This window comes from Arthrobacter sp. Soil736 (assembly GCF_001428005.1).
Lineage (GTDB): Bacteria > Actinomycetota > Actinomycetes > Actinomycetales > Micrococcaceae > Arthrobacter.
Genome location: NZ_LMSB01000056.1, coordinates 211,703 through 237,947, shown reverse-complemented (window position 1 = coordinate 237,947; position 26,245 = coordinate 211,703). Strand labels below are relative to the sequence as shown.

General features: G+C 67.0%; 24 protein-coding genes. 13 read left to right on the top strand and 11 right to left on the bottom strand.

Translation table 11 applies throughout. The features are described 5' to 3' along the window. Positions 1 to 11: 11 nt before the first annotated feature. Positions 12 to 968 (bottom strand): sugar ABC transporter permease, encoded by a 957-nt coding sequence (locus tag ASG92_RS24410; RefSeq protein ID WP_056634685.1) that lies wholly within the window; start codon positions 966 to 968, stop codon positions 12 to 14. Positions 969 to 1,183: 215 nt separating this feature from the next. Between ASG92_RS24410 and ASG92_RS24405 the strand changes: the two genes are divergently transcribed. Together ASG92_RS24405 and ASG92_RS24400 are read left to right on the top strand one after the other, a co-directional pair. Further along, a complete protein-coding gene (locus ASG92_RS24405; RefSeq protein ID WP_056634682.1) occupies positions 1,184 to 2,386 on the top strand; it encodes a Gfo/Idh/MocA family oxidoreductase in 1,203 nt (400 codons plus the stop codon). A gap of 5 nt (positions 2,387 to 2,391) precedes the next feature. Beyond that, positions 2,392 to 3,420 (top strand): LacI family DNA-binding transcriptional regulator, encoded by a 1,029-nt coding sequence (locus ASG92_RS24400; protein WP_200952078.1) that lies wholly within the window; start codon positions 2,392 to 2,394, stop codon positions 3,418 to 3,420. Positions 3,421 to 3,485: 65 nt separating this feature from the next. Here the strand turns inward: ASG92_RS24400 and ASG92_RS24395 are convergent, their stop codons facing one another. The 5 genes from ASG92_RS24395 to acs all read right to left on the bottom strand — a co-directional run bounded on the left by ASG92_RS24395 (position 3,486) and on the right by acs (position 9,714). Further along, positions 3,486 to 4,268, bottom strand: coding sequence for a DeoR/GlpR family DNA-binding transcription regulator (locus ASG92_RS24395; protein ID WP_056634679.1), 783 nt, complete (start codon positions 4,266 to 4,268; stop codon positions 3,486 to 3,488). Positions 4,269 to 4,322: 54 nt separating this feature from the next. Continuing rightward, positions 4,323 to 5,234: a carbohydrate ABC transporter permease gene (locus tag ASG92_RS24390; RefSeq protein ID WP_056634674.1), complete on the bottom strand. Its 912-nt coding sequence runs from the start codon at positions 5,232 to 5,234 to the stop codon at positions 4,323 to 4,325. Next, positions 5,231 to 6,202, bottom strand: coding sequence for a sugar ABC transporter permease (locus ASG92_RS24385; protein ID WP_056634671.1), 972 nt, complete (start codon positions 6,200 to 6,202; stop codon positions 5,231 to 5,233). The genes ASG92_RS24390 and ASG92_RS24385 overlap by 4 nt, the downstream gene beginning before the upstream one ends. A 15-nt stretch (positions 6,203 to 6,217) precedes the next feature. Then, positions 6,218 to 7,528, bottom strand: coding sequence for an ABC transporter substrate-binding protein (locus ASG92_RS24380; protein ID WP_056634668.1), 1,311 nt, complete (start codon positions 7,526 to 7,528; stop codon positions 6,218 to 6,220). 188 nt (positions 7,529 to 7,716) lie between these two features. After that, complete coding sequence (gene acs, locus ASG92_RS24375) at positions 7,717 to 9,714, bottom strand: acetate--CoA ligase (protein WP_056634830.1); 1,998 nt, start codon at positions 9,712 to 9,714, stop codon at positions 7,717 to 7,719. Positions 9,715 to 10,332: 618 nt separating this feature from the next. Between acs and ASG92_RS24370 the strand changes: the two genes are divergently transcribed. Genes ASG92_RS24370 through ASG92_RS24360 form a run of 3 tightly spaced genes read left to right on the top strand, consistent with a single transcriptional unit; the run spans position 10,333 to position 13,152 of the window. Continuing rightward, a complete protein-coding gene (locus ASG92_RS24370) occupies positions 10,333 to 11,655 on the top strand; it encodes a hypothetical protein (protein WP_240987284.1) in 1,323 nt (440 codons plus the stop codon). A 52-nt stretch (positions 11,656 to 11,707) separates the two neighbouring features. Next, positions 11,708 to 12,478, top strand: coding sequence for an endonuclease III (nth, locus tag ASG92_RS24365; RefSeq protein ID WP_056634663.1), 771 nt, complete (start codon positions 11,708 to 11,710; stop codon positions 12,476 to 12,478). Further along, positions 12,475 to 13,152 carry a CoA pyrophosphatase gene (locus ASG92_RS24360; protein WP_056634660.1) on the top strand — a complete coding sequence of 226 codons (678 nt, stop codon included), beginning with the start codon at positions 12,475 to 12,477 and terminating at the stop codon, positions 13,150 to 13,152. The genes nth and ASG92_RS24360 overlap by 4 nt, the downstream gene beginning before the upstream one ends. Here the strand turns inward: ASG92_RS24360 and ASG92_RS24355 are convergent. Both ASG92_RS24355 and ASG92_RS24350 read right to left on the bottom strand, forming a co-directional pair. Continuing rightward, positions 13,149 to 13,346, bottom strand: a complete 198-nt coding sequence (locus ASG92_RS24355; RefSeq protein ID WP_056634657.1) for a YegP family protein — start codon at positions 13,344 to 13,346, stop codon at positions 13,149 to 13,151. The two genes, ASG92_RS24360 and ASG92_RS24355, sit on opposite strands and share 4 nt — an antisense overlap. Before the next feature lie 249 nt (positions 13,347 to 13,595). After that, positions 13,596 to 15,383, bottom strand: coding sequence for a bifunctional 3'-5' exonuclease/DNA polymerase (locus ASG92_RS24350; RefSeq protein ID WP_056634654.1), 1,788 nt, complete (start codon positions 15,381 to 15,383; stop codon positions 13,596 to 13,598). A 201-nt stretch (positions 15,384 to 15,584) separates the two neighbouring features. Between ASG92_RS24350 and ssd the strand changes: the two genes are divergently transcribed. The 7 genes from ssd (at position 15,585) to ASG92_RS24315 (ending at position 21,333) form a co-directional block, all read left to right on the top strand. Next, positions 15,585 to 16,859 carry a septum site-determining protein Ssd gene (ssd, locus tag ASG92_RS24345; RefSeq protein WP_240987283.1) on the top strand — a complete coding sequence of 425 codons (1,275 nt, stop codon included), beginning with the start codon at positions 15,585 to 15,587 and terminating at the stop codon, positions 16,857 to 16,859. A gap of 143 nt (positions 16,860 to 17,002) precedes the next feature. Then, positions 17,003 to 18,286, top strand: coding sequence for a TadA family conjugal transfer-associated ATPase (locus ASG92_RS24340; protein ID WP_240987290.1), 1,284 nt, complete (start codon positions 17,003 to 17,005; stop codon positions 18,284 to 18,286). Beyond that, positions 18,283 to 19,209 carry a hypothetical protein gene (locus ASG92_RS24335; RefSeq protein WP_240987282.1) on the top strand — a complete coding sequence of 309 codons (927 nt, stop codon included), beginning with the start codon at positions 18,283 to 18,285 and terminating at the stop codon, positions 19,207 to 19,209. The genes ASG92_RS24340 and ASG92_RS24335 overlap by 4 nt, the downstream gene beginning before the upstream one ends. Before the next feature lie 162 nt (positions 19,210 to 19,371). Next, positions 19,372 to 19,983: a type II secretion system F family protein gene (locus tag ASG92_RS24330; protein ID WP_056634648.1), complete on the top strand. Its 612-nt coding sequence runs from the start codon at positions 19,372 to 19,374 to the stop codon at positions 19,981 to 19,983. A gap of 152 nt (positions 19,984 to 20,135) precedes the next feature. Further along, positions 20,136 to 20,420, top strand: a complete 285-nt coding sequence (locus ASG92_RS24325; RefSeq protein WP_056634645.1) for a DUF4244 domain-containing protein — start codon at positions 20,136 to 20,138, stop codon at positions 20,418 to 20,420. A gap of 146 nt (positions 20,421 to 20,566) precedes the next feature. Then, positions 20,567 to 20,965: a TadE family type IV pilus minor pilin gene (locus ASG92_RS24320; protein WP_240987281.1), complete on the top strand. Its 399-nt coding sequence runs from the start codon at positions 20,567 to 20,569 to the stop codon at positions 20,963 to 20,965. Continuing rightward, positions 20,962 to 21,333, top strand: a complete 372-nt coding sequence (locus ASG92_RS24315) for an Rv3654c family TadE-like protein (protein WP_056634642.1) — start codon at positions 20,962 to 20,964, stop codon at positions 21,331 to 21,333. Before ASG92_RS24320 ends, ASG92_RS24315 begins: the two co-directional genes overlap by 4 nt. A gap of 22 nt (positions 21,334 to 21,355) precedes the next feature. Here ASG92_RS24315 and ASG92_RS24310 read toward each other — a convergent pair whose 3' ends face one another. Further along, positions 21,356 to 23,755: a DEAD/DEAH box helicase gene (locus tag ASG92_RS24310; protein ID WP_056634639.1), complete on the bottom strand. Its 2,400-nt coding sequence runs from the start codon at positions 23,753 to 23,755 to the stop codon at positions 21,356 to 21,358. A 79-nt stretch (positions 23,756 to 23,834) separates the two neighbouring features. Further along, positions 23,835 to 24,527, bottom strand: coding sequence for a GNAT family N-acetyltransferase (locus ASG92_RS24305; protein ID WP_056634636.1), 693 nt, complete (start codon positions 24,525 to 24,527; stop codon positions 23,835 to 23,837). A gap of 203 nt (positions 24,528 to 24,730) precedes the next feature. On the opposite strand from ASG92_RS24305, the gene ASG92_RS24300 reads away from it, so the two are divergent. Beyond that, on the top strand, positions 24,731 to 25,624 hold the full coding sequence (locus ASG92_RS24300; RefSeq protein WP_056634633.1) for a rhodanese-related sulfurtransferase: 894 nt from the start codon (positions 24,731 to 24,733) through the stop codon (positions 25,622 to 25,624). A gap of 42 nt (positions 25,625 to 25,666) precedes the next feature. Here ASG92_RS24300 and ASG92_RS24295 read toward each other — a convergent pair whose 3' ends face one another. Next, a complete protein-coding gene (locus ASG92_RS24295; RefSeq protein WP_056634630.1) occupies positions 25,667 to 26,230 on the bottom strand; it encodes a hypothetical protein in 564 nt (187 codons plus the stop codon). Positions 26,231 to 26,245 lie beyond the last annotated feature (15 nt).

Here is a 26,245-nt window from a genome sequence, read left to right as displayed (position 1 = left end):
GGCGGGGTTCCTTAGTCCAGATCCGATTCGTTGCCCTTGAGGAACTTCATTTGCACGAAGGCCACCAGGGCGAGGATGACGAAGAGGATGACGGACAGTGCCGATGCGTAGCCGAAGTCCGATTCGCCGAAGGCCTTTTGGTAGATGTACATCTGGATCACTCGGGAGGCGTTGATGGGACCGCCGGCAGTGGTCACCGCGACTGTGTCGAACACCTGGAAGGACCCGATCACTGTCACCACGAGCACCAGCACCATGACGGGGCGCAGGAGCGGCATGGTGATGCTCCAGAAGGTCCGGGTGGGGGATGAGCCGTCGAGGGAAGCGACCTCGTAGACGTGGTTGGGGATCGACTGCAGGCCGGCGAAGATCAGCAGGGCCGTGTAGCCCATGTGGCGCCAGACGTTGACGGCGGCGATGGTGGGAATGGCCCACTGCTCGCTGCCGAAGAAGGCGATGCGCGGCAGGCCCATCCAGCTGATGATCTCGTTGACGATGCCTAGCTGGTAGTCGAGCATCCAGAACCACAGCAGGGCCACGATCACGTTGGCCACCAGGAAGGGCAGCAGCAAAGCGCCGCGGATGAACGTGGACTTAGCGACGCGGTGCATCAGGAGGGCCAATCCGAGGGCGATGACGGTCTGGAAGCCGATGTTCAGCCCGACGTACTGGACGGTGACTGCCATGGCGTTCCAGAACAGTTCATCGCCGAGCATGGCGGTGTAGTTCTTGATTCCGATCCAGGTGGGATCGCCCAGGATGCTGTACTCGGTAAAGCTGAGGTAGACGCCCCGGATGGTGGGGACCAAATAGAAGGCAACAAAGCCGATCATCGCCGGGAAGATGAAGAACAGTGCCACCTTCAAGTCGCCGCTGCGGTGAATAAAGCTCTTCCGATCGGGTTTCGCTGCCTTGGGGCGGCGGACCCGTGCTGCCGGGTCCTGTTGCTGCTTGGTAAGGGTGGTCATCTTCGACCCTTTCCTGACTGTGATGTGGGTAACAACTGAATGAAAATCTACACGAGTAGATATGCTGTGGCAAGAAAAAATTCTTGAAAACATTGAAAGTTACGGCTGTGCGCTGAAAATCGTTGACTCGAGTAGATTGCAGTGACAGACTCTCAGCAAGCCCACTTAGGGCCACTAGCGCCCGGCACTGCGGGCCAGTCAGGGAAAGGTAAACAATGACGTTTTCAATCGGAGTCGTCGGCGTCGGACAGTTCGGCGGCCATTTCGCCCACCTCTTTAAGCTCCACCCGGGAGTCAGCGACGTTTACGTCGTCGACGAACGGCCCGAACGCGCCGCCGCGGCGCTGGAAACATGGGGCCTGGACGGAACCCTGGGCAGCTTCGAGGAGCTGCTGGCGTCCGACGTCGACGCCGTCGCCATCTTCACGCAGCGCTGGACCCACGGGCCGCTGGTAGAGCAGGCGCTCCGCGCCGGCAAGCATGTCTACTCCGCCGTTCCGATGGCGGTTTCGGAAGAAGAGATCGAGCGCATCATCGAGGCCGTGAAGGAAACCGGGCTCGTCTACGCCATGGGGGAGACCAGCTACTACAACCCCGCCACCGTCTACGCCCGCAACCAGCACGCCGCGGGCAAGTTCGGCCGGATCTTCTACAGCGAAGGCGACTATGTCCACGACATGGACCTTGGCTTCTATGACGCCTACCAGTACAGCGGCGGAGACGCGTGGAAGGCGACGGCCAGCTACCCGCCGATGCTGTACCCCACCCACGCGATCGGCGGCGTCCTGGGTGTGCTGCCCTCGCACGCGGTCAGTGTCAGCTGCATCGGCGTCAAGGACGACCGCAACGACGGCGTCTTCGACAAGGACGTGAGCATGTTCGGCAACGACTTCTCCAATGCCACGGCGCTCTTTGAACTGAACGACGGCGGTGCCATGCGCACCAACGAGATGCGCCGCGTGGGCTACCCGTCGCACATCCGCGAATCCCGGTTCCGCTTCTTCGGTACCGAGGCCAGCTTCGAGCAGCTGGCGAAGGTGACGGTGTGGCAGGACAAGGAAAACGTCCACGACATCTCCGAACAGGTGGAAACCCGGCCCAGCATCCCGCTGGATGATCCCTCGCTTGCCGACGTCGCCCCCGAACTGCGTGATGCGTTCATCTCCGGACTGGCCCCCGTGCACGACCGCGGACGCCTGCCGGACGAATACCTCGGCGCTCCGACCGGCCACGAAGGCAGCCACCAGTTCCTCGTGGACGACTTCGTGACGGCGGTCAACACCGGAACCCTTCCGCCGGTCAATGCCTGGGTCGCTGCGCGGTTCACGCTTCCCGGAATCGTGGCCCATGCCTCGGCCCAGCAGAACGGCGAGCGCCTGCCCATCCGCGACTTCGGCGATGCCCCGGCGGCGCTGTAGCTAGCATGGACACCATGACGACTCCGGCAGTGCCCGCCCCGCGAACCCAGGTGACCCGCAAGGATGTTGCCCGGTACGCCGGGGTGAGCACCGCCGTCGTCAGTTATGTGGTCAACGGAGGCCCCAAGAAGGTGGCGCCGGCCACGGAAGCCAAGGTCCAGGAGGCCATCAGGCTCCTGGGCTACCGCCCCAACGCGGCGGCCAGGGCGCTGAAGCTGGGCTCAACGGAGACGATAGGCCTAATCATCCCGGACAACAGCAACCCCTTCTTCTCCTTGCTGGCCCACGCAGTGGAGGATGCCGCGGCAGAGCTGGGCTTCGCGCTGTTCCTGACGAATTCGGACGGGGACCTGGCCAAGGAGCGCCGGAACATCCGGAACCTCGCCGCCCGGCGGGTGGACGGCGTGGTTTTGGCGAGTGTGCTGCTGGATCCGGATCTGGCTGACTTGCAGGCTGCGGAGATACCGTCCGTGCTCCTGAGCCACAGCGAAAGGTCCGCAGGCTTCACCACCGTGGGTGTGGATCTGGCCGAAGGAGCCCGCACGGCCGTGGAGCACCTGATCGGGCACGGCCACACCAACATCGGCCTGGCCATGGGTACCACCACAGGCAACGAAGGGGACGCGCGCGAGGACGGCTGGCTGCAGGCCCTCAAGGACGCCGGCCTGCCCGAAGGGCCCATAGCGCGCAGCGAGTTCACGAGGATCGGGGGTTACGCCGCCGGGAAGCGGCTCCTGGCCTCGGCGAACCGGCCAACGGCGATCTTTGCGAGCTCGGACATGCAGGCTATCGGCATACTCCGGGCCCTCCACGAAGCGGGACTGTCGGTGCCCGGCGACGTGGCGCTGGCATCTTTCGACGGCTCCGTGGAGGCGGAGTATTCGTGGCCGCCGCTGACCACCGTGGAACAGCCCGTGCGCGCGATGGCTGAGGCCGCAGTGCGCGCGCTCGTCGGAGTGGACCGCGGCGAGCCGCCCCGCCACCACGTCTTTCCGACGCGGCTGCTGGTCAGGCAGTCCTGCGGCTGCGGCTGAGGGAGTTTCCGGAACTCCCCATAGCGTCCGACGGCAGCCCGGATGCGCCTCCCCGGGACGGCAGCCTAGACGAGCCGCAGCCGGCTCACCCGGTCGCTGAGGATCCGCTGGGCTTCGCCGGACAGGCCGGCATCGCTGATCACTTCGTCGGCTTCCTCGAGTTCCGCGATGGTGCTGATGCCCTGGGTGCCCCACTTCGTATGGTCAGCCAGGACCACCACCTTGCGGGAGGCGGCCACGAAGGCGCGGTCGGTTTCGGCCTCGAGGAGGTTGGGGGTTGTGTAGCCGGCCTCGGCGTCCATGCCGTGCACGCCGAGGAACAGCAGGTCCAGGTGCAGCTGCCTGAGCGCCGCGGTGGCTATGGGCCCCACCAGGGCGTCCGACGGCGTGCGCTCGCCGCCGATCAGGATCACCGTTGAGCTGTGCCGCGGGCCGCCCGACGTCGCCCCGTGATGGAAGAGGTCGGCGATCCGGATCGAGTTGGTCACCACCGTGATCCGTGGCCCGTTCACGAGCTCCTTGGCCAGTGCCCACGTGGTGGTGCCCGCACTGAGGGCCACCGCCATTCCCTCATGCACCATGGTGGCGGCCTCCACGGCAATGGCGCGCTTCTGGGCGGTCAGCTGGGTGGACTTGAGCTCGAACCCGGGCTCGTGGGTGCTCGCGTCCCCGGGCAGCTTGGCGCCGCCGTGGATCCGCTCCACCTGCCCGCTTTCCTCAAGCATTTCGATGTCCCGGCGCACTGTCATGAGGGAGACACCCAGCTGCTGGGCGAGGTCCGACACACGGACCACGCGCTCGCGCTGGACTGCGTCCACTATGGATTGGTGGCGGGCGGCGGGAAGCATTGGAATCCTCTCAAGCGGTGACGGCGGCGGTGTGGCTGCTCCTGCCATCTTCGCCTACCCCTTGCTGGAACCAAGAGTCAGCCCGGCAACAAACTGCCGCTGCAGGAGCAGGTAGACAATCAGCGTGGGAATCACGGTGATCACGGCTCCTGCCGCCAGCAGGTTGTAGTCGTTCAGGAATTCGCCCTGGAGGTTGTTGATGGCTGTGGTGACGGGAAGCCTGTCGCCGCTCTGGATGAAGATGAGCGGCCAGAAGTAGTCGTTGTAGATGAAGATGACTTCCAGCGTGCCGAGGGCGGCGAAGGCCGGCCGGCACAGCGGCATGATGATCTCCCGGTACTGGCGCCAGATGCCCGCCCCGTCCACCAGTGCGGCCTCGGTCAGGTCGGCGGACAGCGCCTTCATGTAATTGGACAGGACGAAAGTGCAGAAGCCCATCTGGAAGGCCGTGTTCACGGCGATGACCACAATGTAGGTGTTGAGCATGTTGCCGGAATCGCTGAAGGCGTACGGCACCTCGAAGTGCTTGGCCATCTCGAACAGCGGCGCCGCCAGGACCTGGGGCGGCAACAGGTTGCCGGCCGTGAACATGATGAGCAGCGTGACGTTGAACTTCCAGCTCACCCGGCTGACGGCGAACGCCATCATGGATGAAAGAAAGAGCACGAGCAGGACGGCCGGCACGGAGATGATCACCGAGTTCCAGAAGTACTTCGCGATGCCGCCCTGCGTCCAGGCCTGGGCGAAGTTGTCGAAGTTGAAGTCGCCGGCAATGCTGAAGTAGCCGTGTTCATTGGTGGAGGCGATGGGCCGCAGGGCGGTGAACAACGCCCATCCCAGCGGAATGAGCCACATCACGGCCATGGCCGTGAGGAAGATATGCGTTCCGTAATGCCGTTTTGGCCGGCTGCCGGAACGGCGCTCCTCCGCGGTTGGAAGGCCTGCGCGGGTGGCCGTAGTGCTCATGCTTTGTTCTCCTTGCCGAAGGTGCGGCTGAGGTAAAAGACGATCGGGACCAGCGAGATCACCAGCAGAACCACCGCAAGGGCCGAGCCGACGCCGATCACCTGCCCCTCTCCCACCAGGTTCTGGATCACCAGGGCACTGATGAGCTCGAGGCCGTTGGTGCCGCGGTTGATGACGTAGACCACATCGAACGCACGCAGCGACTCAATGATGGTGATCACGACGATCACGATGTTGATGGGGCGCATGGCCGGGAAAACCACCCGGAAAAAGGTCTGCACCGCATTCGCGCCATCGATTGCCGCGGCCTCCTTGAGGCTCGGGTCGACGCCCTTGAGGCCGGCCAGGTACAGCAGCATGACGTAGCCGGCATGCCGCCAGGTGGCGGCGATCAGGGCCGCCCAGATGTTGACCGAGGAATCACCAAACCAGTCAACGGCCTGCGGAGTGCCGGAGGTGCCCAGCAGGAAGTTCAGCAGGCCGTTGTCCCGCTGGTAGAAGAGCTGCCAGATGATGCCGATCAGGGCCAGGGACAGCATCACGGGAGCGAAGAAAATGCTCTGGTAGATCTTGCTGCCGCGGATCTGCTGGTCCAACAGCACGGCCAGCAGAAGTCCCAGCGGCGTGGCCACCAGGGCCAGGAATGCAAGCCACAGCAGGTTGTGCTGCATTGCCGGCCAGAACGGCGGGTAGTCCTGCGAGATGTACTGGTAGTTGCCGAGGCCTGCCGGCCTGACGTCCGTCAGGGCCAGGCCGTTCCAGCGCATGAAGCTCAGGGCGATGGACATCAGCGTGGGCAGCCAGACAAACACCAGCTGGATGAGCGTCGGAATGCCCACCATCAGGGACAGGACGACCTTGTCCCGTCTGGAAAGCCGACGGACTTTCCCGCTCTTGACGCCCTTGGCCGGTGCTCCGGACGGTGCCCTGGATTCCGGCGGGACCAGGTCTCTTGCTGTAGTGCTCATGGGAGTCCCTGACTGCTACTGGGCCGCGTAAAGCGTCTTGGCCTGGGCCTCGAGATTTTTGACGTCCATCTTGCCGTCCTTGAGGAAGGTCTGGAGGGCGGGGATCATGACGTTGTTGGCCATGGCGGGAAGGGCGTCGCGGTCGAAGAACTGGCTGATGAACTTGGCGTTGGCGATTGTGTCGGCGCATTTCTTGTTCAGCTCGCTGAATTTGGACGTGTCCGTGCCCTTGGCAGTGGCGATGTTGGAAGGGTCCACAGCGGCGTAGGCGTCCTGGGCCTCGGGCGTGCCGATGAATTCCATGAACTGGCGCGCCGCCGCGTTCTCGCCGCCCTTCTTGGACAGGAGCAGGCCGTCGATGGGGGCCTCGACGGCGTCGCGGCCTTCGGTGGCGATCTCCGGGAACGGGAAGAAGTCGATGTCCTTCAGCACGGCGGGATCCGTGAACTGCTGGGTGACGAAGGAGCCGAGCAGGTACATGCCGGTCTTCTTGGCCGCCAGCGCCTTGGCCGCGTCCTGCCAGGTCTGGCCCAGCGCGGCCGGGTCCTGGAAGGGGAGCAGCGCGGACCACGTGGTGAACACTTCGGTCACCTTCGGCTGGTCCCAGGATTCCTTGTGTGAGCAGAGGTCCACGTGGAACTGGTAGCCGTTGAGCCGCATGTTGATGTAGTCGAACGTGCCCATGGCGGGCCAGCCGTCCTTGTCGGCAAAGCCGATCGGGATGATGCCGTCGGCCTTCATCTTGGCCGCGAGGGTCTTGAGGGCGTCGAAATTTTCCGGTACTTCGTAGCCCTTCTCCGCCCAGAGGCTCTTCCGGTAGAAGAAACCCCACGGGTAGTTGTAATTCGGCACGAAGTACATCTTGCCGTCGGGTCCGGTGGAGGCTGTCTTCAGGGCATCCGAGAAGTTGCCGCCGATCTTCTCCCAGACGTCGTCCACGGGAGCAAGCAGACCCTTGCCTGCGTAGAACTGCATGCGGTAGCCCGCGAACCAGGTGAAGGTGTCGTCCGGCGAGCCCTGCAGGTACGAGTTGATCTTGTTCTGGAAATCGTTGTGCGGCACGACGTTGGTGCTGACCGTCTTGCCCGTCTTTTTGGTGAAGGCGTCAGTCACTGCCTGGTACGCCTTCTTGGGAACCTCGTCGGAGGACCCTGAACCGAACGTGAGCCCTGAGGATTCCGTGCCTCCGCCGGACGGGCCGGTGCCTCCGGTGCAGGCTGCCAACAGCGGCACGCCGGCCAGCCCGGCAACACCCACGCCCATGGTCTTCAGGATTGTCCGCCGGCCGGGGCCGGCGGTCAGGGACGGTTCTGTGTGTGCTGCCATGATCTCTCCCTTGAAATTCAGCTGGTTGTGAGACACCTCACATAGGAATGACTATAACCTCGCAAAAGAGAACAGGAAAGATCGAAAAGCAACATTTCGGGGTGTGCCGATGGGCGCCCGACGGGCCGGCCAACAGGCAGGGCCCGGCCGCTGGGTGCGGCCGGGCCCTGCTAAGTGCGGTTTTGTGCTTATTTCTTCAGTGATGCCGCGATCTGGGCCATGACGGTGTTGTCCGCGAGGGTGGTGGCGTCCCCGGTGTCGCGGCCTTCCGCGACGTCCTTGAGGAGGCGCCGCATGATTTTGCCGGACCGGGTCTTGGGCAGTTCGGGCACCACCAGGACGATCTTGGGCTTGGCGATGGGGCCGATCTCCTTGCCGACGTGGTTGCGGAGGTCCTGGACGATTTCGTCGCCCGAGTCCACGGCGTCGCCGCGCAGGATGACGAACGCCACCACCGCCTGGCCGGTCGTTTCGTCCGCGGCTCCGACGACGGCGGCTTCCGCCACGGCCGGGTGGGACACCAGGGCGGACTCGATCTCCGTGGTGGAGAGCCGGTGCCCCGAGATGTTCATGACGTCGTCCACGCGGCCCAGGAGCCAGATGTCGCCGTCCTCGTCCTTCTTGGCGCCGTCGCCGGCGAAGTACATGGTCTCGAACCGGGACCAGTAGGTTTCCTTGAACCGCTCGGGGTCGCCCCAGATGCCGCGGAGCATGGCGGGCCAGGGTTCGCGGATCACCAGGAAGCCGCCGTGGCCGTTGGGCACCGAGGCGCCGTTCTCATCCACGACGTCCACGGCGATGCCGGGCAGGGCCACCTGGGCCGAGCCGGGCTTGGTCTCCGTCACGCCGGGCAGCGGGGCGATCATCTGAGCCCCGGTTTCGGTCTGCCACCAGGTGTCCACGATGGGTGCCTTGTTCCCGCCGATGACGTCGCGGTACCACATCCACGCCTCGGGGTTGATGGGTTCGCCCACCGAGCCCAGGACCCGGAGGGAGGAGAGGTCGTACTTGTCCGGGATGTCCCGGCCCCACTTCATGAAGGTCCGGATGGCGGTGGGCGCGGTGTACAGGATGGACACCTTGTACTTCTCCACGATCTCCCACCAGCGGCCCTGGTGCGGGGAGTCGGGGGTGCCCTCGTACATGACCTGGGTGGCGCCGTTGATGAGCGGGGCGTAGGCGACGTAGGAGTGGCCGGTGACCCAGCCGATGTCGGCCGTGCACCAGTAGACGTCCGTTTCCGGGTGCAGGTCGAACACGGCCTTGTGGGTGTAGGCCGTCTGGGTGAGGAACCCGCCGGTGGTGTGCAGGATGCCCTTGGGCTTTCCGGTGGTGCCGGAGGTGTACAGGATGAACAGCGGGTGTTCGGAGTCGTGGCCCACGGCGGTGTGCTCCGGGGAGGCCGCTTCGACGGTGTCGGCCCACCAGTGGTCCCGTCCCTCGTGCCAGTCCACGTCCTGGCCGTTGCGCTTGACCACCACCACGTTCTGCACGCTGTGCCCGTCCGCGGCCAGGGCCTGGTCCACGGCAGACTTCAGGGCGCTGGGCTTGCCGCGCCGGTAGGTGCCGTCGGCGGTGACGACGAGCTTGGCTTGGGCGTCCTCGATCCGGGACAGCAGGGCGTCGGAGGAGAAGCCGCCGAACACCACCGAGTGAACTGCCCCGATCCGGGCGCAGGCCAGCATCGTGATGACGGCTTCCGGAATCATGGGCAGGTACACGGCGACGCGGTCACCTTTGGCCACGCCCAGGGACTCGAACGCGTTGGCGGCCTTTTTCACTTCCTCGGTCAGTTCGGCGTAGGTGTAGGCGCGGGAATCGCCAGGTTCGCCTTCGAAGTAGATGGCCACGCGGTCGCCGAGCCCGTTCTCCACGTGCCGGTCCAGAGCGTTGTAGGCGGCGTTGACCTGGCCCCCGACGAACCACTTCGCGAACGGCGGATTAGACCAGTCAAGCGCCTGCGTAAAGTCCTTGTTCCACGTCAGCAGTTCGCGCGCCTGCTTCGCCCAGAAGGCGGGGCGGTCGGCGTCGGCCTCGGCGTAGACTTCCGCACCAACCACGGCGTTGGCGGCGAAATCCGCGGACGGGGCAAACTTGCGGTCCTCATGCAGCAGGTTTTCAAGAGCATCGCCCTGCTGGCTGGTGGCGGCGGCGGTGGCCGTCGAGCCGGGAGTGTCCTGGGACATGGTGAACCTCATCATTCATCGATCTTTGCTGCGCGGGATGCGCCGTCCCCGGCCTGTGCCCTGCCGCAGTGCGCGGCGTCGGGCAGCGGCCGATCGCGGACATACCGCAAAGAGCTGTTCCAAAAACAGACTAGCGCCTTCGGGTTCAGCCACGTGCGCCGCGTCACATATTGAACAGTGAGCGGTGCGTATTTAGCGACGAATGGTTGCCCCGCTTTCGCGGCATCCGTGCTGACATACGGCCGGAACGGCGGGCCGCGGCGCCCCGCCGCGGCCCGTCAGCTAGTGATCATCCATGCACTTGGCTAGGCTGAGAAGGACTCGTGACAGAGGCCGGAGCCAGCCTGACCGCTTGAGGTCGGGCCCGCCGGCCGTTAGGCGTCGCCGGGTATTGGACAGCCGCTCGGGTGCCGCCACGCTAAGGAGAACAGTATGAATCAGCAAAGCCACGGCCAGTCGGGTCTAGCCCAACCGGGTCCAGGCCAGCGGGACTCCGGTCAGCAGGGTCCGGCCGGACAGGCCGGAGCCGAAAGGGGTTCAACCGGACACCCTGAAGCGCCGCGGGATGATTCGCCGGCGGCCGGCCACGACGCACACTCCGTCAAGCCTCAGAGCGGGATGTCCGCGAATTCCGCAGCTTCTCCCTCCAAAGCTTCCGCCGGCGGCAGGGGTCCCGAAGTGCGGAACGTGGCGGTCCTTGGCCCGTTCACCGTTCGTGACCTGACCGTTTTCGGGGCCACGCTGATTCTCTTCATCGCATCGCTGATTCCGATGTTCGCCGTCCGGTACAACCTGTGGAACCTCGGGAGCCTGTTCTTCCTCGGGCTCGGGATCGTGCTGCCGCTCATCCTTGCGGCGCTGTTTGTAGCGCGCCGGCTGGCCCCGGACACGAAGGTCCGGATTGGCTCGCTGTCCGTCGACCAGTTCGGATCGGTTGTGGCCTCCTTTGCCGTGGCCTTCTTCTTCCTCTCCGTCGCAGGGGCATTCACGCCCAGCCTGCTCGTGGCCCTGATTGGCGCCCTGGTGCTGTTCGCCGCCACGGTACTCGCCAGCTTCATCCCCTTCTTCGCCGGCGACTTCCTGGACCGCGAAGAAGTGCCGGCCCACATCGCCGCCCGTGAGTCCGCCGTGCCGGTCCGGACACCGAAGGCGCCCAAGCCCGCCAAGCCAACTGAGCAGGGCCCGACGGCGGGCGGCCAGAAGGCTGCCGCCCGGATTTTTGGCGGCCAGAAGTTCGGCGGCAAGGCCGCAGCCCAGGCGCCGGGAACCGGCGCCCCGACTGCCGGCGCTGGAACCACGGGTGGCACGGCCACCGGCGCAGGAATTTCCGGCGCCGGAATAGCACCGTCCGCTGCTGCCTGGCCTGCCGCCAACGCAGCCAGCAGCGCCGCAGCGTCCCCCGAAACCGGGCCAGCCGCCGTCGTGCCTTCCGCTGAAGCGCCTGCGGCCGCCCCGCCTGCAGCCGTCCCGCCTGCGGCGGCTGAACCGGCAACGCCGGCCGCCGAAGAAACGCAGCTGGACGGAACTCCGGTCACCGCTGCTGCGGCCGCTGGTGCCGGGACGGAGACGGGGAACCGGCCCGCTTCTGCTGACGCAGCCGCCGCCGTGACCGGTCCGGCGGCGTCGGCCACTCCCGCCACTGCCGTCCATCCGCAGGTGAAGCCGCAGGAGCAGGTGAAATTGCAGGAGCCGATCGGCGCCACGGTTGATCCCGCAAGCCGGCCCGAGGAATCCGAGGAGCAGCCGGTCCACGAGGCGTTCTGGTTCGCGGTGGCGCAGCACCGGACGGCCGTGGATGAGCGCACCGGCGCACCTCTGTTCGGGATCGAGCCCGGCGGCTGGGTGCTGGCGCTTGAGGACCGGGGCGACGAGTTCCTGGTCCAGCACACGGACGGCCGCGTGGGCGTCCTGCGCGATCTCAGCAACATCGAGCGCGGCTAGCCGGCCTCCCGTGGCCACGTCCGCAGGTGCCGGGCCCAGTTCCGGCGAGTCAATGCTGGCGCTGAAGCGGCGGGCCCGGCGAATCAACCGGGCCCTTGCCGAGCAGTACCCGTATGCCCACGCCGAGCTCGACTTCCGGAACCCGTTTGAGCTCCTGGTGGCCACGGTGCTGTCCGCGCAGACCACCGACGTGACGGTCAACCTGATCACGCCGCTGCTTTTCGCCCGCTACCCGGATGCGCGTGCCATGGCGGAGGCCGACTCCGCGGAGCTGGAGGCGATCATCAAACCGACAGGATTCTTCAGGGCAAAGACAAAAAACCTCCTGGCCCTCGGGAACCGGCTCGTGGACAAGTTCGACGGCGTGGTTCCCGGCCGGCTGGAAGATCTGGTGACGCTTCCCGGCGTCGGACGGAAAACCGCCAACGTGGTGCTGGGAAATGCCTTCGGCATTCCCGGCATCACCGTGGACACGCACTTCGGACGCCTGGCGCGGCGCTTCGGCTGGACCGAGTCCGACGATCCCGTTCGCATCGAATCCGATGTGGCCGGGCTCTTCGAGCCCAGGGACTGGACCATGCTGTCCCACCGCGTGGTGTTCCACGGCCGGCGGGTCTGCCATTCCCGGAAGCCTGCCTGCGGCGCGTGCGCCGTGGCCAACTGGTGTCCCAGCTTTGGCCTGGGCGAGACGGACCCGGCCAAGGCCGCGAAGCTTCTTAAGTACGAGCTTGCGCCGGGAAACGAGGAACTCCTCGGCAAGCTCCTGGCCGAGACCCACCGTGCGGCCGAAATCCGGATGGAATCCCAGCGGAGGGTTCCTTGACCGCACGCCAGGACCTGATAGATCTCGTCGAGTCGATTAACGCCGGAACCGGACCGGCCCGGAATCCGTACTGGCGGACGCTCACAGTGGACGCCTCGGTGGCACGGAAGGCTGCCGTGCTGATCCTCTTCGGAGCGCTGGACGACGTCCCGGCGGCCTCGGGAAAGCCGCTGGCCGCCGCTGACCTGGACGTCCTACTCCTTGAGCGCGCGCACACGCTGGATGACCATCCCGGTCAGGTGGCGTTTCCCGGTGGCGGCATCGATCCGGACGAGTCACCGGTCGCGGCCGCGCTGCGCGAGGCCGAGGAGGAAACGGGCGTGGATCCCGAGGGAGTGGAAGTCCTCGGGGTCCTGCCCGAACTGGCGCTGCCCCGCGGCAATTACCTCGTGACGCCCGTCCTCGGATGGTGGGCCTCGCCGTCGCCCGTGCGGGTTGTGGACTACGGCGAGTCCGCCCAGGTTTTCCGCGTTCCGGTCCGGGACCTGCTGGATCCGGAAAACCGGGCGATGGCCACCGTCACGCGGATGAACCAGACATTCCAGAGTCCGGCGTTCACCGTGAACGAAGTGGTGGTCTGGGGCTTTACGGGCATGATCCTGAACGAACTCTTCGACCAGCTGGGGTGGGCCGTTCCGTGGGACCGGACCCGGCTGCACCAGCTCGATCTCTAGCCCTGGGGCTGCGGCCTCCGCAGGTCTACCACATGTCCCGTTGCGGCGTTTTCCCGCATCGCGTTGATGCCATCAACAACCCCGGCAACGGTCTTGAACCGCGGTGACACGGCCACCACGTTGCCGTCCCCGTCCACGAGCCGGTATTTATAGGAATGCTCGTCTTCCTGGTGTATTTCAAACCTGCCCGCCATTGGCGTGGAACCCCCTGATAATGCTTCATTGCACATGCCGGGCCAAAGATTCTGCCACTGCCCGGCCACCTTCGAGCGTAGTGTTCTGCGCCACGCAGGGCGAGCTACCCGCGGGTAGGTTACTCCGTTCAACGGTGCGTGTCCGTGGCGGTCGGATGTGACTTTAATTCCCGCCGTTAAGCGGCTATTCTCACGCCTCAACTGCAACTCATGAACTCGTTACAGGAACCGGGGCGGATCGCGGCGTCCCTACTTCGCGTTGTCGTAGGAGTCCACCACCGCCACGCTCACAGGGAACTCCACCGGAATCGGGCCGAAGAGCAGCTCCTTGGCGGCGTTGGCGGCTTCCTCGATCGCACTGATGCATGCTTCCACGGCGGCATCGGGGGCATGGACCATCACCTCGTCGTGCAGGAAGAAGACAAGTTCCCCGGAAGCGGAACCGCCGGCACGCAAGGTGCGCAGCCGCCGTCGTAATTCCGCCAGCCAGCAGGCGGCCCAGTCCGCCGCAGAGCCCTGCACGACGAAGTTGCGCGTGAACCGCCCCCGCGAGCGGGCGATCGAATCCGCGCGCCGCTGCTCCTCCGCCGACGTGGACCGCTGGCTGAGGAGCCATCGCTCGGACGGGGGCGGGCTGCTGCGGCCCAGGCGGGAGGTGACCGTCTTCCCGGCCTCGCCGTCGCGGGCCGCCCGCTCCACGAAGCCGACGGCGTGCGGGTAGGTGCGCGCCAGCTGCGGCATGAGCCGGCCTGCTTCGCCGGAGGTGGCGCCGTACATGGCGCCCAGCAGGGCCATCTTGGCCTTGCCGCGGTCGCCGCCGAACCCTTTGGCGGCGATGCCCGCATAGAGGTCCTGGTCGCGGGCCGCCTCGGCCATGGTGGAGTCCTGGGCGAGGGCGACAAGCACGCGCGGTTCCAGTTGGGCGGCGTCCGCGACGATCAGTTTGTGGCCGGGGTCGGCATGCACCGCGCCGCGGATCTGGCGCGGGATCTGCAGGGCACCGCCACCGCGTGACGCCCACCGCCCCGACACAACGCCGCCCACCACGTACTCGGGCTGGAACCGGCCGTTCTTCACCCAGGCATCCAGCCATGCCCAGCCGTTCGCGGTGTGCAGCCGCGAGAGTTTCTTGTACGCCAGCAGCGGCTCGATGGCCGGATGGCTGGACTCCTTCAGCTCCCACTGCCTGGTCGACTTCACCTCGATGCCGTTCCGGTGCAGGGCGCGCATGAGCTCCTGCGGCGAATCCGGGTTCAGGCTTGGCGAGTTCAGGAGCCGCCGGAGTTCCGTGTTGAGTGCCTCGAGCTTGGCAGGCCGGTGTCCGAGCGGCGGGCGGGGGCCCAGATACTCGGCGAGAATCTGTTGGTGCAGCTCCTCCCGCCAGGGCACGCCCGAATGCTGCATCTCGGCGGCGATCATGGCCCCGGCCGATTCGGCGGCGAGCAGAAGCTGGAGCCGCTGCCTCCGGTTGCCGTCCGCGCTGGCCGCCGCAAGCGCTTCCTGCTGGGCGGCGTACTCGGCGCGGAGGTCCTCGAGACTATGCCGCGGTTCGGGCCTCAGACCGGGGTCGTCGAAGAGCGCACCCTGATCGGCAGGCGGAGGCGGCGGCTGAAGCGCCCGCGGCGGCTGAAGATCGTCATCCTGCGTCAGCTTCTCGGCGTTTTTCGCATAGGACGTGTGCGCCGTGAACTCCGAATGCGCCAGGATGGCGCCGCACAGTGCGAGATCGTAGCAGCGCTCCAGCTCGACGCCGGCATGCAGCAGTGCCGGGTACCAGTCCTGCGTCCGGTGCCAGATCCAGCGCGGCCGCCGCTTTTCGAGTTCACGCACGACGGCGGCGAGCCCGGTTCCGCTGTCGTGGCCGGTTGCGCTGGCGTCTGCTTGGGCGTGGCCGGCGGGGGTGCCCGGTGCGGAGGATTCTGCGGCGGGGTTTCGCCTGATGATCCGTGGTTCCGGATTGCCGGGATTGGGCAGGCCGGCTGCGGTGAGTTCCTGTATGACTGCGCCGTCGGCGTGGGCGGCGAGCAACAGATACATGCCTCAATTCTGCCCTGCCACGGTTACTCTTCTATGCCGCCTCGCTTTCCGGCGCCTGCGGGGCATGCCGGGGACCCTGATCCGGACTGGATCTGCCGGCCCTGTGGAGGACACGTCGTGCACAGGGCGCGCGCCGCCCGGTTGTCCACATAGGACGATCTGACCCTGACCGGCCGCTCATCATTTAGGCAGAGTGGCTACATGAGCAGGCATCACGCACGGAATCAGGAAAGCGCGTCCGAACCGGATATCGTTCCGGCGGCCCTGGCGGCCGGTCCGGGCATCCCCGCGCAGCGCTCGGCGGGCAGGGAACCAGGTGAAGATGCCGGGCGCCCACCGGTTGAGCGGCGGGCGACTGCTGCCGAGCGGGCGGCGAGGATCCGGCAGGCTGACCGGGGTCCGGAACCGTGGCTTCCCGTTGAGGCGAACGAGGTACTGCTGGTCACCGCCTTCGATTTTCTCCAGGCAGAAGTAGAGCGGATCGTGGCGGCCGCCGGGGGCCGCCTGCGCGTGGCGACCGATATAGCGGAGGCTGCCCCCTATTGGGATTCAGCCGCGGCCGTGCTGCTGGGCAGCGATATTCGCGATCTGCCCCCGCGGCGCCGCGCGCCCGCCGTTCTCGTGGGCCTGAGCGGCGAAGGCGACGCCTTGTGGCACCTCGGAGCGGCCCTTGGCGCGCAGCGCGTGGCTGTCCTCCCCGACGCCGCGGCCTGGCTCGCCGAATACCTCAGCCGCTCACGTGCACCGGAGGCAGGAGGGGTTGTCCTGGGTGTTACCGGCGGTTGCGGAGGTGCAGGTGCCACCACGGCGGCGATCTGGCTTGCCCAGGCGGCGGCGGGACTTGGCGCAAGGGTCCTGCTCGTGGACGCCGACCCCTGGGGCGGCGGGCTCGAACTTGCCTTGGCGGCCGAGGAATCGCCGGGCCTGCGCTGGCCGGACCTGTCGGATGCCAGCGGCAGCATCGACCCCGGGCAGCTCGCGGACGCCCTGCCCTTGGCTGGCGGGTTTTCGTTCCTGTCGTGGCCCGGCACCAGGGAAAGGCCGCCGGCTGTCGACTCGGCCAGCGTCGGCGGGGTGCTCGATGCCGCACGGCGGGGCTACGAGCTGGTCATCGTCGACATCGGCCGGAATGCCGAACCCTTGCGGACATTCGCCTGGGACTGCGACCGCCTGCTGATCGTGGTCCCGGCACAGCTGAAGGCGGCTGTCGCCGCTGCGCGGCTGCTGCAGGAGCTTCCGCCCGTGGAGTCGGCGCTCCTTGTCAGGGGCAAGGCCGGCGTTGCGCTGGACGGAGCCCTGATTGCGGAATCTGTGGGGCTTCCCCTGCACGGCCGGATGCCGGAAGTGCGCGGCACCGCTGCGGCCGCCGAACTCGGTCGCCTCCTCGAACACGGCAAGCGGAAGAGCGTGCGGCGCTTCGCGGCGTCGGTGCTGGACCTGCTCGACGATGAGCTGCTGGCCGGGGACATCCGGTGAGTGCACACTCGGGCGTCCCGGAGCCAGGCTACGGCTTGCGGCCCGGCGCTGCCGCGGGCGCCGGGCTGACGGAGAGCGCCAGCCGGCGGCGGGCGGCGAGGGTCCTCGACGCGGGGCTGCTGGAAACCGTGCGCGAGTCCGTCATGGCCGACGCCGGACCGGTCACACCGTCGCGCGTGGCGGCCGCCGTCCAGGCCACCGGGAAATTGCTCGGTACCGCCGGGTCCCTCGCTGCCGTCGAACGCATCAGCGCTGAACTAAACGGGCTCGGGCCCCTGCAGCCACTGGTCAGGGATCCGTCGGTGACGGACATATTCGTGAACGCGCCCGGTTCCGTGTGGCTTGACCGCGGCAGGGGGATCGAACGGGCACCGGTGGTCTTCGCCGGGGAAGCACAGGTTCGGGCCCTTGCGGCCAGGCTGGTGGCGGCGGGCGGACGGCGCCTGGACGACGGATCGCCCTGCGTGGATGTCCGGCTTGAGGGCGGCTACCGTGTCCACGCAGTCCTGCCTCCCATCTCCGCATCGGGGACGCTCCTGAGCGTCAGGATCCGGCGCGAACAGGTCTTTTCCATGGACGAACTCCGGGAGGGAGGGATGTTCGGTCAGCTGGTGCAGTCTGTGCTGGAGCGCATGGTGGAGCAGCGGCTGAGCTTTCTGGTCAGCGGTGCCACTGGATCAGGGAAAACCACCCTGCTCTCCACGTTGCTGGGACTGTGCCATCCCGGTGAGCGGCTGGTCCTGATCGAGGACGCCTCTGAGCTGAACCCGGTACACCCTCACGTCGTCCAGCTGGAGTCCCGCCACGGCAACCTGGAGGGCGGCGGCGAGGTGGACCTGGGTGAGCTGGTGCGCCAGGCGCTGAGAATGCGGCCGGACCGGCTGGTGGTGGGCGAATGCCGGGGCGCTGAAGTGCGGGAACTCCTGACCGCGATGAACACCGGACATACCGGCGGCGGCGGGACCATCCACGCCAACGCGGCCGGCGCAGTGCCGGCGCGGCTCACTGCGCTTGGGGCCCTGGCCGGACTGGGACAGGACGCCGTCAGGCTGCAGGTTGCCAGCGCCCTGGACGTCGTGGTGCATGTGGCCAGGTCCCGGCACGGACGGTACGTGGCCTGCGTGGGTGTCCTGACGGAGACGTCCGGCGGACTTGGCGTTGCCGTGGCACTGGAGAACTCGGGCGGACAGTTGGCCACCGGGCCGGCGTGGGAAGGCCTGGCCTACCGCCTTGGCATGGACCCCACACTGGCGCCGCAGGTCCAGGCGCAATCGCAGGCACAGTCACATGCGGCGAGTGGCGCTTCAGTGCCGGGGCCGGGGCCGGATCCGCATCCGGACACGGCATGGGCTGCCCTGTGTGCCCAGCCCGCTGGCCGCGAGCAGGGGCCGGAAGAGGGGCTCGGAACAACGGGAGCCGCAGCGTGACCGCCGTTCTCATTGGTGTGATGGCCGTGGCCCTCTGGTTGGTCCTGCGGCCGCCGCGCGGGCTGCGCCGCAGGGTGCGCAAGGCCTTCGCGGGGAGCGCCGCCGGGAGCCGGGCCGCATGGAGCAGGGGAGGAGCGACAGGCTGGGCCAACACCGGGTCCTCCGAGGCCCCGGGATTTCCCCCAAAGGGCAGGCCGTCCCGGCACCATCGTCAGCGGAGCGGCCGCGGGGCCCAGGACATTCAGGACTTTTCAGCGGCTGGTCGTAATCGGCGAGGCCGGGGCCTCGGCCTCGTCCGGGGGCGCAAGGACGCCGCGGTGTCCCTCACAGTACTGGTCCAGCAGCTTGCTGCCCTGCTGAAGGGCGGGCGGACGCCGGCCCGCCTCTGGGACGAATTGTGCCTGGTGTACGGAGGAACCGGCCCCGTCGATGGAGCCGCCAGCGGGCCGCGGCTCAGTCCCGGTTCTGCGGCAGTCCTGGCTGCCGCCCGCGGCGCGGCAATGCGCGGCTCGCCCGTGGCAGAGGCAGTTCGTTTTGCCGCGGCATCAGCCGGTCATTTTGCCGGCAGCCGCGAACCGCGCATTTGGCAGGAGCTGGCCGCCTGCTTTGACATCGCCGAGGCCAGCGGCTGTCCGCTGGCTGACGTGCTGACCCGCTTCGCTGCGCAGCTCGAGGTTGAGGACGACGCCGAAGCAGCCCGCCAGACCGCCCTCGCCGGACCCAGAGCGACAGTCACGCTCCTGACCTGGCTTCCCTTGCTCGGACTCGGGCTGGGGTTCTGCCTGGGCGTGGATCCCCTCGCGATGCTGCTCGGAACACCCATCGGCGTGGCGGCACTCGTGGCAGGCATCGTCCTAACCGTTGCTGGCAGGCTGTGGTCGGCCAGGCTGGTGCGGGCCGCCGCCGGAGCGTCAGTGCCATGAGTGGGCTACCACGTGCCAAGCAAGCGACAGGACTGTGCCAAGTGACAAGACTGGGGCAGGCGGCCAGAGCAGGCCAGCGACGCGTTCCGGCCCGGGCGCCGCGGAGTCCCGACATGACGGGGCAAGAGTGTTCCGGAACATCGACATGACGGGTCCCAGCACATGACCGGGCCGATTCTTTCAGCTGCGCTCGTGGCGATGGTTTTGGCTGCCGCTGCTGCGCTCGCCTTCACCGGCCATACGCGCACACGAAGGCGCCTTCTCGGCAGAAGCGGCCTGATCCCGAACGCCGCGACTCACGGCGGCGCCTCCGGTTCCGCTCCCGCCGGGCACGGGACCGGACTGCGCGACACCGCAATGATGCTGGAGCTGGTCGCAGCCATGCTCGACGCCGGATCAGGGATCGGCCGGTCCCTGGAATTGGTGGCAGCCGCAGCTTCGCCCGAGTACAACAGGTCGCTAAGGCCTGTCGTGGGGGCCATGGCCATCGGAGCTGATTGGGAAACCGCCTGGCGGAGTTCAGAGGCGCGCTCACCCGAGATACTTGCCCTTCGCGACGCCTTGGGATTCGCCGCGCTGACCGGTGCGCCGTCTTCGGCCATTCTCTATGCCCAGGCCGCCAGAATGAGGCGTGAACGGTTCCGCTCCGCCGAAAAGCGCGCAGCGTCCCTCAGCGTCAAACTCGTGATTCCTTTGGGCCTGTGCTCCCTCCCGGCGTTCATCTGCCTGGGGGTCGTCCCGGTGCTGCTTGCACTGGTGCCCTCCGGAGCCTGACCCGTGTGGTTGCCAAGCGGGCACCGTTCCTCCACAAAGCGGCACGCGCCCTGCTTTTCCACTTAGGCGAATTCGTCACTTACCGGCCCGGGCGGCAGACGGAACAGTCGGACTAACCGGCAATCCCGCCGGATACTCAGAAAGGAAGAACCATGTCCCTGAATCAACACGGCATGAGCGAGGCCCAGCCCCTGCATGAGGACAGCCGGGACGGAGCTGTCCGGGAGATCTACCCGGGAGCCAGTTCGGCGCCTCGCATTAAAACGCGCACGCGCCAACGCCTCATGGCATCGGAGGCCGGGATGGCGACAGCCGAGTATGCCATAGCCACCCTGGCTGCGGTCGGATTCGCCGGGCTTCTGGTGTTCATACTGCGCAGTGACGAAGTCCGGGGTTTCCTGCTCAACCTGATCCGTACGGCGCTGGCCTTGCCGTGAGCCCGCTACCGCAGGCCCCGCTGGCGGCGGCACCGCCGTCCGGGACCGGACGCCCCCGGAGCAGGAGGCTGCAGCAGCGATCGGGCCGTGGGGCGGGGAATCCCCGCGGCCGGGGGAGTGTCCGCGAAAGGAACACCAGCGGCGCCGTGACCGCAGAATTCGCAGTCGCACTTCCCGCCGTCCTGCTGCTCCTGGCCATGCTGCTGGCGGGGTCTGCGGCAGGAATTACCCAGCTCCGGCTGGAGGAGGCGGCCCGGGCCGGCGCCCGGGCGCTGGCCCGGGGAGAGGAGCCGCCCGCCGTCGAGGGAATGGTCAGGAAGCTGGCGGGCGCCACGGCATCGTCAGCCGTCGTAGCGGACGGCGAATGGCTGAGCGTTACAGTCTCGGACCGCGTGGCCGGACCGTTCGGCACCGTGGTTCCGTGGACACTGACAGCCAGGGCCGAGGCTCGGGGCGAAACGGCGGAATCGGCATCGTTCCCGCCCAACGCCATTCCGGCCGTGTCCGGCCCATGGCACGATTCCTCCCCGAAGGGGCACGCATGAATTGGGGCAAACGGCTGGGCGGGGATCAGGATTCAGAACGGGGCTCGGGCACTGTGCTGGCTGCGGGCCTCGGCCTGGTGGTTCTTGCGGCCATGGTCATGCTCCTCCTGCTGGCGCAGGCAGCGGTGATGGCCTCCAGGGCAGCCGCGGCGGCCGACCTCGCCGCGCTGGCGGCCGCGGACGCACGGCGGGGTATTTCAGCCGGGGAACCGTGCCCGGTAGCGGCCGCCGTAGCTGCCCGGCACGATGCGAGGCTCGTCAGCTGTGTCGAGGGAGGCGGCCAGTCCGTTGAGGTTCGCACCGAACTGACGGCCGGCGCCATTCTGGGCGTGGCCGCCGGGCATGCCCGGGCCGGACCGCCTCCCTAGGGGACGAAGCCTAAAGGGCGCACTACAGGCCTGTAGACGCGTGGGGAACCGCCGCCTGTTCCTGCGGCGGGGCGGCAGTCTCCGTGGCATCCCGCAGCAGGACGTCGATCAACGTCACGGCGGCGTCCTTATCCAGCGGGTTGTTCTTGTTCCCGCATTTCGGAGACTGAACACACGAGGGGCATCCGGACTCGCACTCGCAGGCCCCGATGGCGTCCCTCGTCGCGGTAAGCCACACCTTGGCTTTCTCGAAGCCCCGCTCCGCAAAGCCCGCGCCGCCGGGGTGCCCGTCGTACACGAATATGGTGGGCACGCCGGTGTCCGCGTGGATCGCGGTGGAAACGCCGCCGATGTCCCAGCGGTCGCTCGACGCAACCAGCGGCAGCAGCCCGATGGCGGCGTGCTCTGCGGCGTGGAGGGCGCCGGGAAACTGTGCCTCGATCAGGCCGGCACCGGTGAGCGACCGGTTGTCCATGACGAACCACACGGCTTTCGTGAACAGCTCCCGTGCCCCGAGCTCCAGGGGCTCCTCGCCCAGGACCTCATTCGAAATCAGGGCCTTCCGTTGAAAGGAGACCACTTGCGTCGTTACTTTCACATCACCGAAATGCACGGCGACGTCCCCCCACTGGACCGACCGCTGGGTTTCGAGCACCTCAATCTGGGTTATGTCCCGGGCGGTGGTGTAGTAGTCGGGGTTGGCGCGGCGCACCACCACGCAGTGGTCGGCCTCATTCAGGTCTTCCACAACGTAGCTGTCGCCCTGATGGACGTAGATGGCGCCGGTGTGCGCCTGGTAGTGGGTCTGCGGCGAATCCATGGTCCCCAGCAGTGATCCCGTGTCCGCGTCCACGATGCTTACCGGCCCTCCGCCGTCGGCCCTCAGGTTCACCATGCCGGCCGCGCTCTGGGGATGCGTCCAGAACCATCCGGCCGGGCGCCGCCGCAGGTAACCCTGCGCTACCAGCTGTCCGAGGAGCTTTTCCGCTGTGGCACCGAAGAGGGGCAGCTCCGCCACGCCCAGCGGAAGCTCGGCAGCGGCGGCGCACAGATGGGGTCCGAGCACGTAGGGATTCGACGGGTCAAACACGGTCGCCTCGACCGACACGTCAAAGATGGCCTCGGGATGGTTCACCAGGTACGTGTCCAGCGGGTCGTCGCTGGCCACGAAGGCGGCGATCGCGTCCTGCCCGGCGCGGCCCGCCCTGCCGATCTGCTGGAAGAGGGATGCCCTGGTCCCGGGCCAGCCGGCGACCAGCACCGCGTCAAGGCCCGAGATGTCGATGCCCAGTTCGAGGGCGGATGTGCTCGAAATACCCAGCAGCTGGCCTGCCCTCAACGCTTTTTCCAGCGCGCGGCGCTCCTCGGGAAGATAGCCGGACCGGTAGGCGGCGACTCTTTGGGGCAGGCTCGGATCGACCTCGTCAAGCAGCCGTTTGGTGATCGACGAGATGGTTTCGGCGCCCCGCCTTGACTTGATGAAGGCAATGGTCCGGATCCTGGACGAGACGAGGTTCGCGAGCAGGTCGGCGGTCTCGGCCACGGCGGTCCGGCGTTCCTTGGCGCCGTTCTCGCCCCTCACTTCGGTCAGCGCGGGCTCCCAAAACGCCACCGTGGTGGAGCCGTGCGGGGAGGAATCCTCAGCGACGCCGCGGACAGGCGCGCCGATGAGCCGGCCAAAGGAAATCTCTGGTTCCGACGCCGTGGCGGATGCCGCAATGAAGACCGGGCCGGGGAAGGACGTGCCCGCTCCGTAGTAGGCGCAGATGCGCCGCAGCCGCCGCATCAGGTTGGCAACGTGGGATCCGAAGACACCCCGGTAGCTGTGCGCCTCGTCGACGATCACGTAGCGGAGCCGCCGGAAGAACCCCGCCCACCAGGCATGGTTGGGCAGGATTCCGAAGTGCAGCATGTCAGGGTTGGCCAGGATGAAGTTCGCGTGGTCCCGGATCCAGCGCCGCGAGGCCTGGTCCGTGTCGCCGTCGTAGGTTTCGGCCCGGACTGTCGGGAGCTTCAACGAACGGATCGCCGCGAGCTGGTCGGCGGCCAGCGCCTTGGTGGGGGAGAGATAGAGGGTCACGGCGCCGTCGTCGTGGATTTTTCCGGGCTCCGAGAGGACGCGGAGCTCGGAACGGTGGATCGCGTCCAGCGCCGGCAGCTGGTACGCCAGCGACTTCCCGGACGCCGTGCCGGTGGCGATCACGACGTGCTCGCCGGCATGGGCGATGTTGGCCGCCCGGACCTGATGACGGTAGGGCTGCTGGATGCCCAGGTTGCCGTAGGCCCTCACAAGGTCGGGATGGGCCCAGTCAGGCCACGGTTCGTGGACCGCCTCGCGGGCCGGGATGGTCCGCACATGCCGGAGCTGCTCCGGATCCGGGCCGCGGCCCAGCAAGGGAATCAGCGAGTCATGGGGGTTCACCCCAACATTGTTTCATCCGGGTAAAAATCGCCGCCGGAGCGCAAGCCGAAGCCCACGGGTAGCCGAACAGAGAGGACGGTCAGCGTACGGAAAGGTCGGCGCCCTCATCGGAGGCGGAGAGCATCAGGACGTGGCACACCGAGGTCCAGCCAAGGTGCGAATAAAGCTTCTGCCCGTCGAGGGACGCCAGCAGCAGGCCGTCCTCCACGGAGTGCTCGAATGCCTGGGCCGCCAGCGCCTTCATGATGAAGCTGCCCAGCCCGCGGCGCTGGAAGGCCGGCTCGGTCACGATCTTGTCGAACACCGCGGTCCCCTTGACCACGAAGACCTGCCCGCTCGCCGCGAGCGTGTCGCCGGAGCGCACCACGGCATGGTGCACGCCGTTGGATTCGGAGGTTTCCAGCGTCAGCTCGTCGTCGGATAGCCACGGATCCTCGGCGTCCTGGGTTTCCATGTCCACCACCATCATGGTCTGGGACGCCGACGTGACGTTGAGCCCGTGCTGCTCTGCCAAGGTCTTATAGCGAAGAACATCATTGGTCAGGATGGTCAGCACCCGGGCCGGAGCCTCGACCGTCTTGGCGGCCAGCGCCACAAACTCAGTGTCCGACGGGTCTGAGGCAAAGTACTCCCAGTCCCCGGTGGTGTCGGCACGCAGGGCGGCGGGGAACCGACCTTCCGTGCCGGTCTCGTAGCCCCTGCAGCCAGCCCAGCCGGCTACCCAGACTTCAAGCAGATGAGTGATGTCTCCTACCATGGCTTCTGGCGTCATGTGATGAGACTATTCCAGCGCTGTCACAAGCAACAGGGCTTTGGCACTTGCTTATGCAATTGTGATGGGCCGGTCATGGCAAGCTCGAGGCCGGGTGTCTGACCCCGCACGGACGCCCTGCAGACGGTGCGCGGTACCCCGTGCCGTCGCCCTCCGCGCCTCCTGATTCCTGAGGTTTCTGGACACCAAGTACCCTTAAATACGTGGCTTTGAACCGAATCGTGCTCTTTTACGGCTTTACCCCTATCGCGGACCCGGACGCCGTCCGGCTCTGGCAGCGAGCCCTCTGCGAGAAGCTCGGACTGACAGGGCGCATCCTCATCTCCAAGGACGGCATCAACGCGACCGTCGGCGGCGACTTGAACGCCGTCAAGCAATACGTGAAGACCACCCGTGAGTACAAGGGCTTCCACGGCATCGACGTGAAGTGGTCCGACGGCGGGGCGGAGGACTTCCCGCGGCTGAGCGTCAAGGTCCGCGACGAGATCGTTTCCTTCGGTGCCCCGGGCGAGCTGAAAGTGAACGAGAACGGCGTCGTGGGCGGCGGGACACACCTTAAGCCCGAGGAGCTCCACGAGCTCGTGGACGCGAAGAAGCAGAGCGGCGAGGAGGTTGTCTTCTTCGACGGACGCAACGCCTTCGAGGCGCAGATCGGCAAGTTCAAGGACGCGATTGTTCCGGATGTCGCCACCACCCACGACTTCATCAAGGAACTCGAGTCCGGCAAGTACGACGCCCTCAAGGACAAGCCGGTGGTCACCTACTGCACGGGCGGCATCCGCTGCGAAGTGCTCTCCAGCCTCATGGTGAACCGCGGCTTCAAAGAGGTTTACCAGCTCGACGGCGGGATTGTCCGCTACGGCGAAACGTTCAAGGACCAGGGCCTCTGGGAAGGCTCCCTCTACGTCTTCGACAAGCGCATGCACCTCGAATTCAGCGAGGACGCCAAGACCATCGGTGAGTGCGTCCGCTGTGCAGCACCGACGAGCAAATTCGAGAACTGTTCGAACCTCAGCTGCCGTACCCTCACGCTGTACTGCGCCGGGTGCGCGTCCAGCCCGGAGACCCTGCGCTGCCCGGACGGTTGCGCCGCCTGAGCCACCGCGGTCCCAGGCCGACGAGCCGCCCGTCGGATCCCGTCAGATCCTCCTGATGCGGTAGGCGAAGTTTGCCTCCGACCTCGCCTCCACCGTCATCCGGAGCACGGAGTCCTTCGAAAGGTGCACAACGTTTACCCGCGACGTGCCGCACCGCAGGCTAAGGTCCACCAGCGCGAATTCGGCGTCGCGCACTGTGAAAGAGACCCTCCGTTCGCTGCGGCAGGCGAGCGTGAGGGAGTACGTTCCGCTGGGCAGCTGGCCCGTGTTCGCGGTCTTCTGGCGCCCCGCGGCAACGGTCCCGTAGTTCGTGTGGAAAACCTGCCCCTCGGCGTCCGGCAGCACCTCCTTGGCCCACGCATCGAGCGCGGCGCCCTTGACTGGCAGGTTTTCGAGGGGATCCCGCGGTAACGCCGCATCGGTCACGACAGGCGCCCCGGGGAGCTCGCCGCGGCCGTCGTCGTAGCTGTATTCACAGCCGGCAAGGGCGGCTGCGGCGGCCAGCACAGTGGAAACCACGACGGCGGCTGCCGGGGTCCGCTGTCGCGGAACCCGCAGATCCCGCCCGACGAGACAATGCACGGAGAACGTCCGCACCGTGGGCATACTCCGACTTTAAGC

Bases quoted from the DNA above. Each gene is read 5' to 3' on its own strand.
- ASG92_RS24410 (WP_056634685.1), bottom strand. From the start codon at position 968: ATGACCACCCTTACCAAGCAGCAACAGGACCCGGCAGCACGGGTCCGC.
- ASG92_RS24405 (WP_056634682.1), top strand. From the start codon at position 1,184: ATGACGTTTTCAATCGGAGTCGTCGGCGTCGGACAGTTCGGCGGCCAT.
- ASG92_RS24400 (WP_200952078.1), top strand. From the start codon at position 2,392: ATGGACACCATGACGACTCCGGCAGTGCCCGCCCCGCGAACCCAGGTG.
- ASG92_RS24395 (WP_056634679.1), bottom strand. From the start codon at position 4,268: ATGCTTCCCGCCGCCCGCCACCAATCCATAGTGGACGCAGTCCAGCGC.
- ASG92_RS24390 (WP_056634674.1), bottom strand. From the start codon at position 5,234: ATGAGCACTACGGCCACCCGCGCAGGCCTTCCAACCGCGGAGGAGCGC.
- ASG92_RS24385 (WP_056634671.1), bottom strand. From the start codon at position 6,202: ATGAGCACTACAGCAAGAGACCTGGTCCCGCCGGAATCCAGGGCACCG.
- ASG92_RS24380 (WP_056634668.1), bottom strand. From the start codon at position 7,528: ATGGCAGCACACACAGAACCGTCCCTGACCGCCGGCCCCGGCCGGCGG.
- acs (WP_056634830.1), bottom strand. From the start codon at position 9,714: ATGTCCCAGGACACTCCCGGCTCGACGGCCACCGCCGCCGCCACCAGC.
- ASG92_RS24370 (WP_240987284.1), top strand. From the start codon at position 10,333: ATGTCCGCGAATTCCGCAGCTTCTCCCTCCAAAGCTTCCGCCGGCGGC.
- nth (WP_056634663.1), top strand. From the start codon at position 11,708: ATGCTGGCGCTGAAGCGGCGGGCCCGGCGAATCAACCGGGCCCTTGCC.
- ASG92_RS24355 (WP_056634657.1), bottom strand. From the start codon at position 13,346: ATGGCGGGCAGGTTTGAAATACACCAGGAAGACGAGCATTCCTATAAA.
- ASG92_RS24350 (WP_056634654.1), bottom strand. From the start codon at position 15,383: ATGTATCTGTTGCTCGCCGCCCACGCCGACGGCGCAGTCATACAGGAA.
- ssd (WP_240987283.1), top strand. From the start codon at position 15,585: ATGAGCAGGCATCACGCACGGAATCAGGAAAGCGCGTCCGAACCGGAT.
- ASG92_RS24340 (WP_240987290.1), top strand. From the start codon at position 17,003: ATGGCCGACGCCGGACCGGTCACACCGTCGCGCGTGGCGGCCGCCGTC.
- ASG92_RS24330 (WP_056634648.1), top strand. From the start codon at position 19,372: ATGACCGGGCCGATTCTTTCAGCTGCGCTCGTGGCGATGGTTTTGGCT.
- ASG92_RS24325 (WP_056634645.1), top strand. From the start codon at position 20,136: ATGTCCCTGAATCAACACGGCATGAGCGAGGCCCAGCCCCTGCATGAG.
- ASG92_RS24315 (WP_056634642.1), top strand. From the start codon at position 20,962: ATGAATTGGGGCAAACGGCTGGGCGGGGATCAGGATTCAGAACGGGGC.
- ASG92_RS24305 (WP_056634636.1), bottom strand. From the start codon at position 24,527: ATGACGCCAGAAGCCATGGTAGGAGACATCACTCATCTGCTTGAAGTC.
- ASG92_RS24295 (WP_056634630.1), bottom strand. From the start codon at position 26,230: ATGCCCACGGTGCGGACGTTCTCCGTGCATTGTCTCGTCGGGCGGGAT.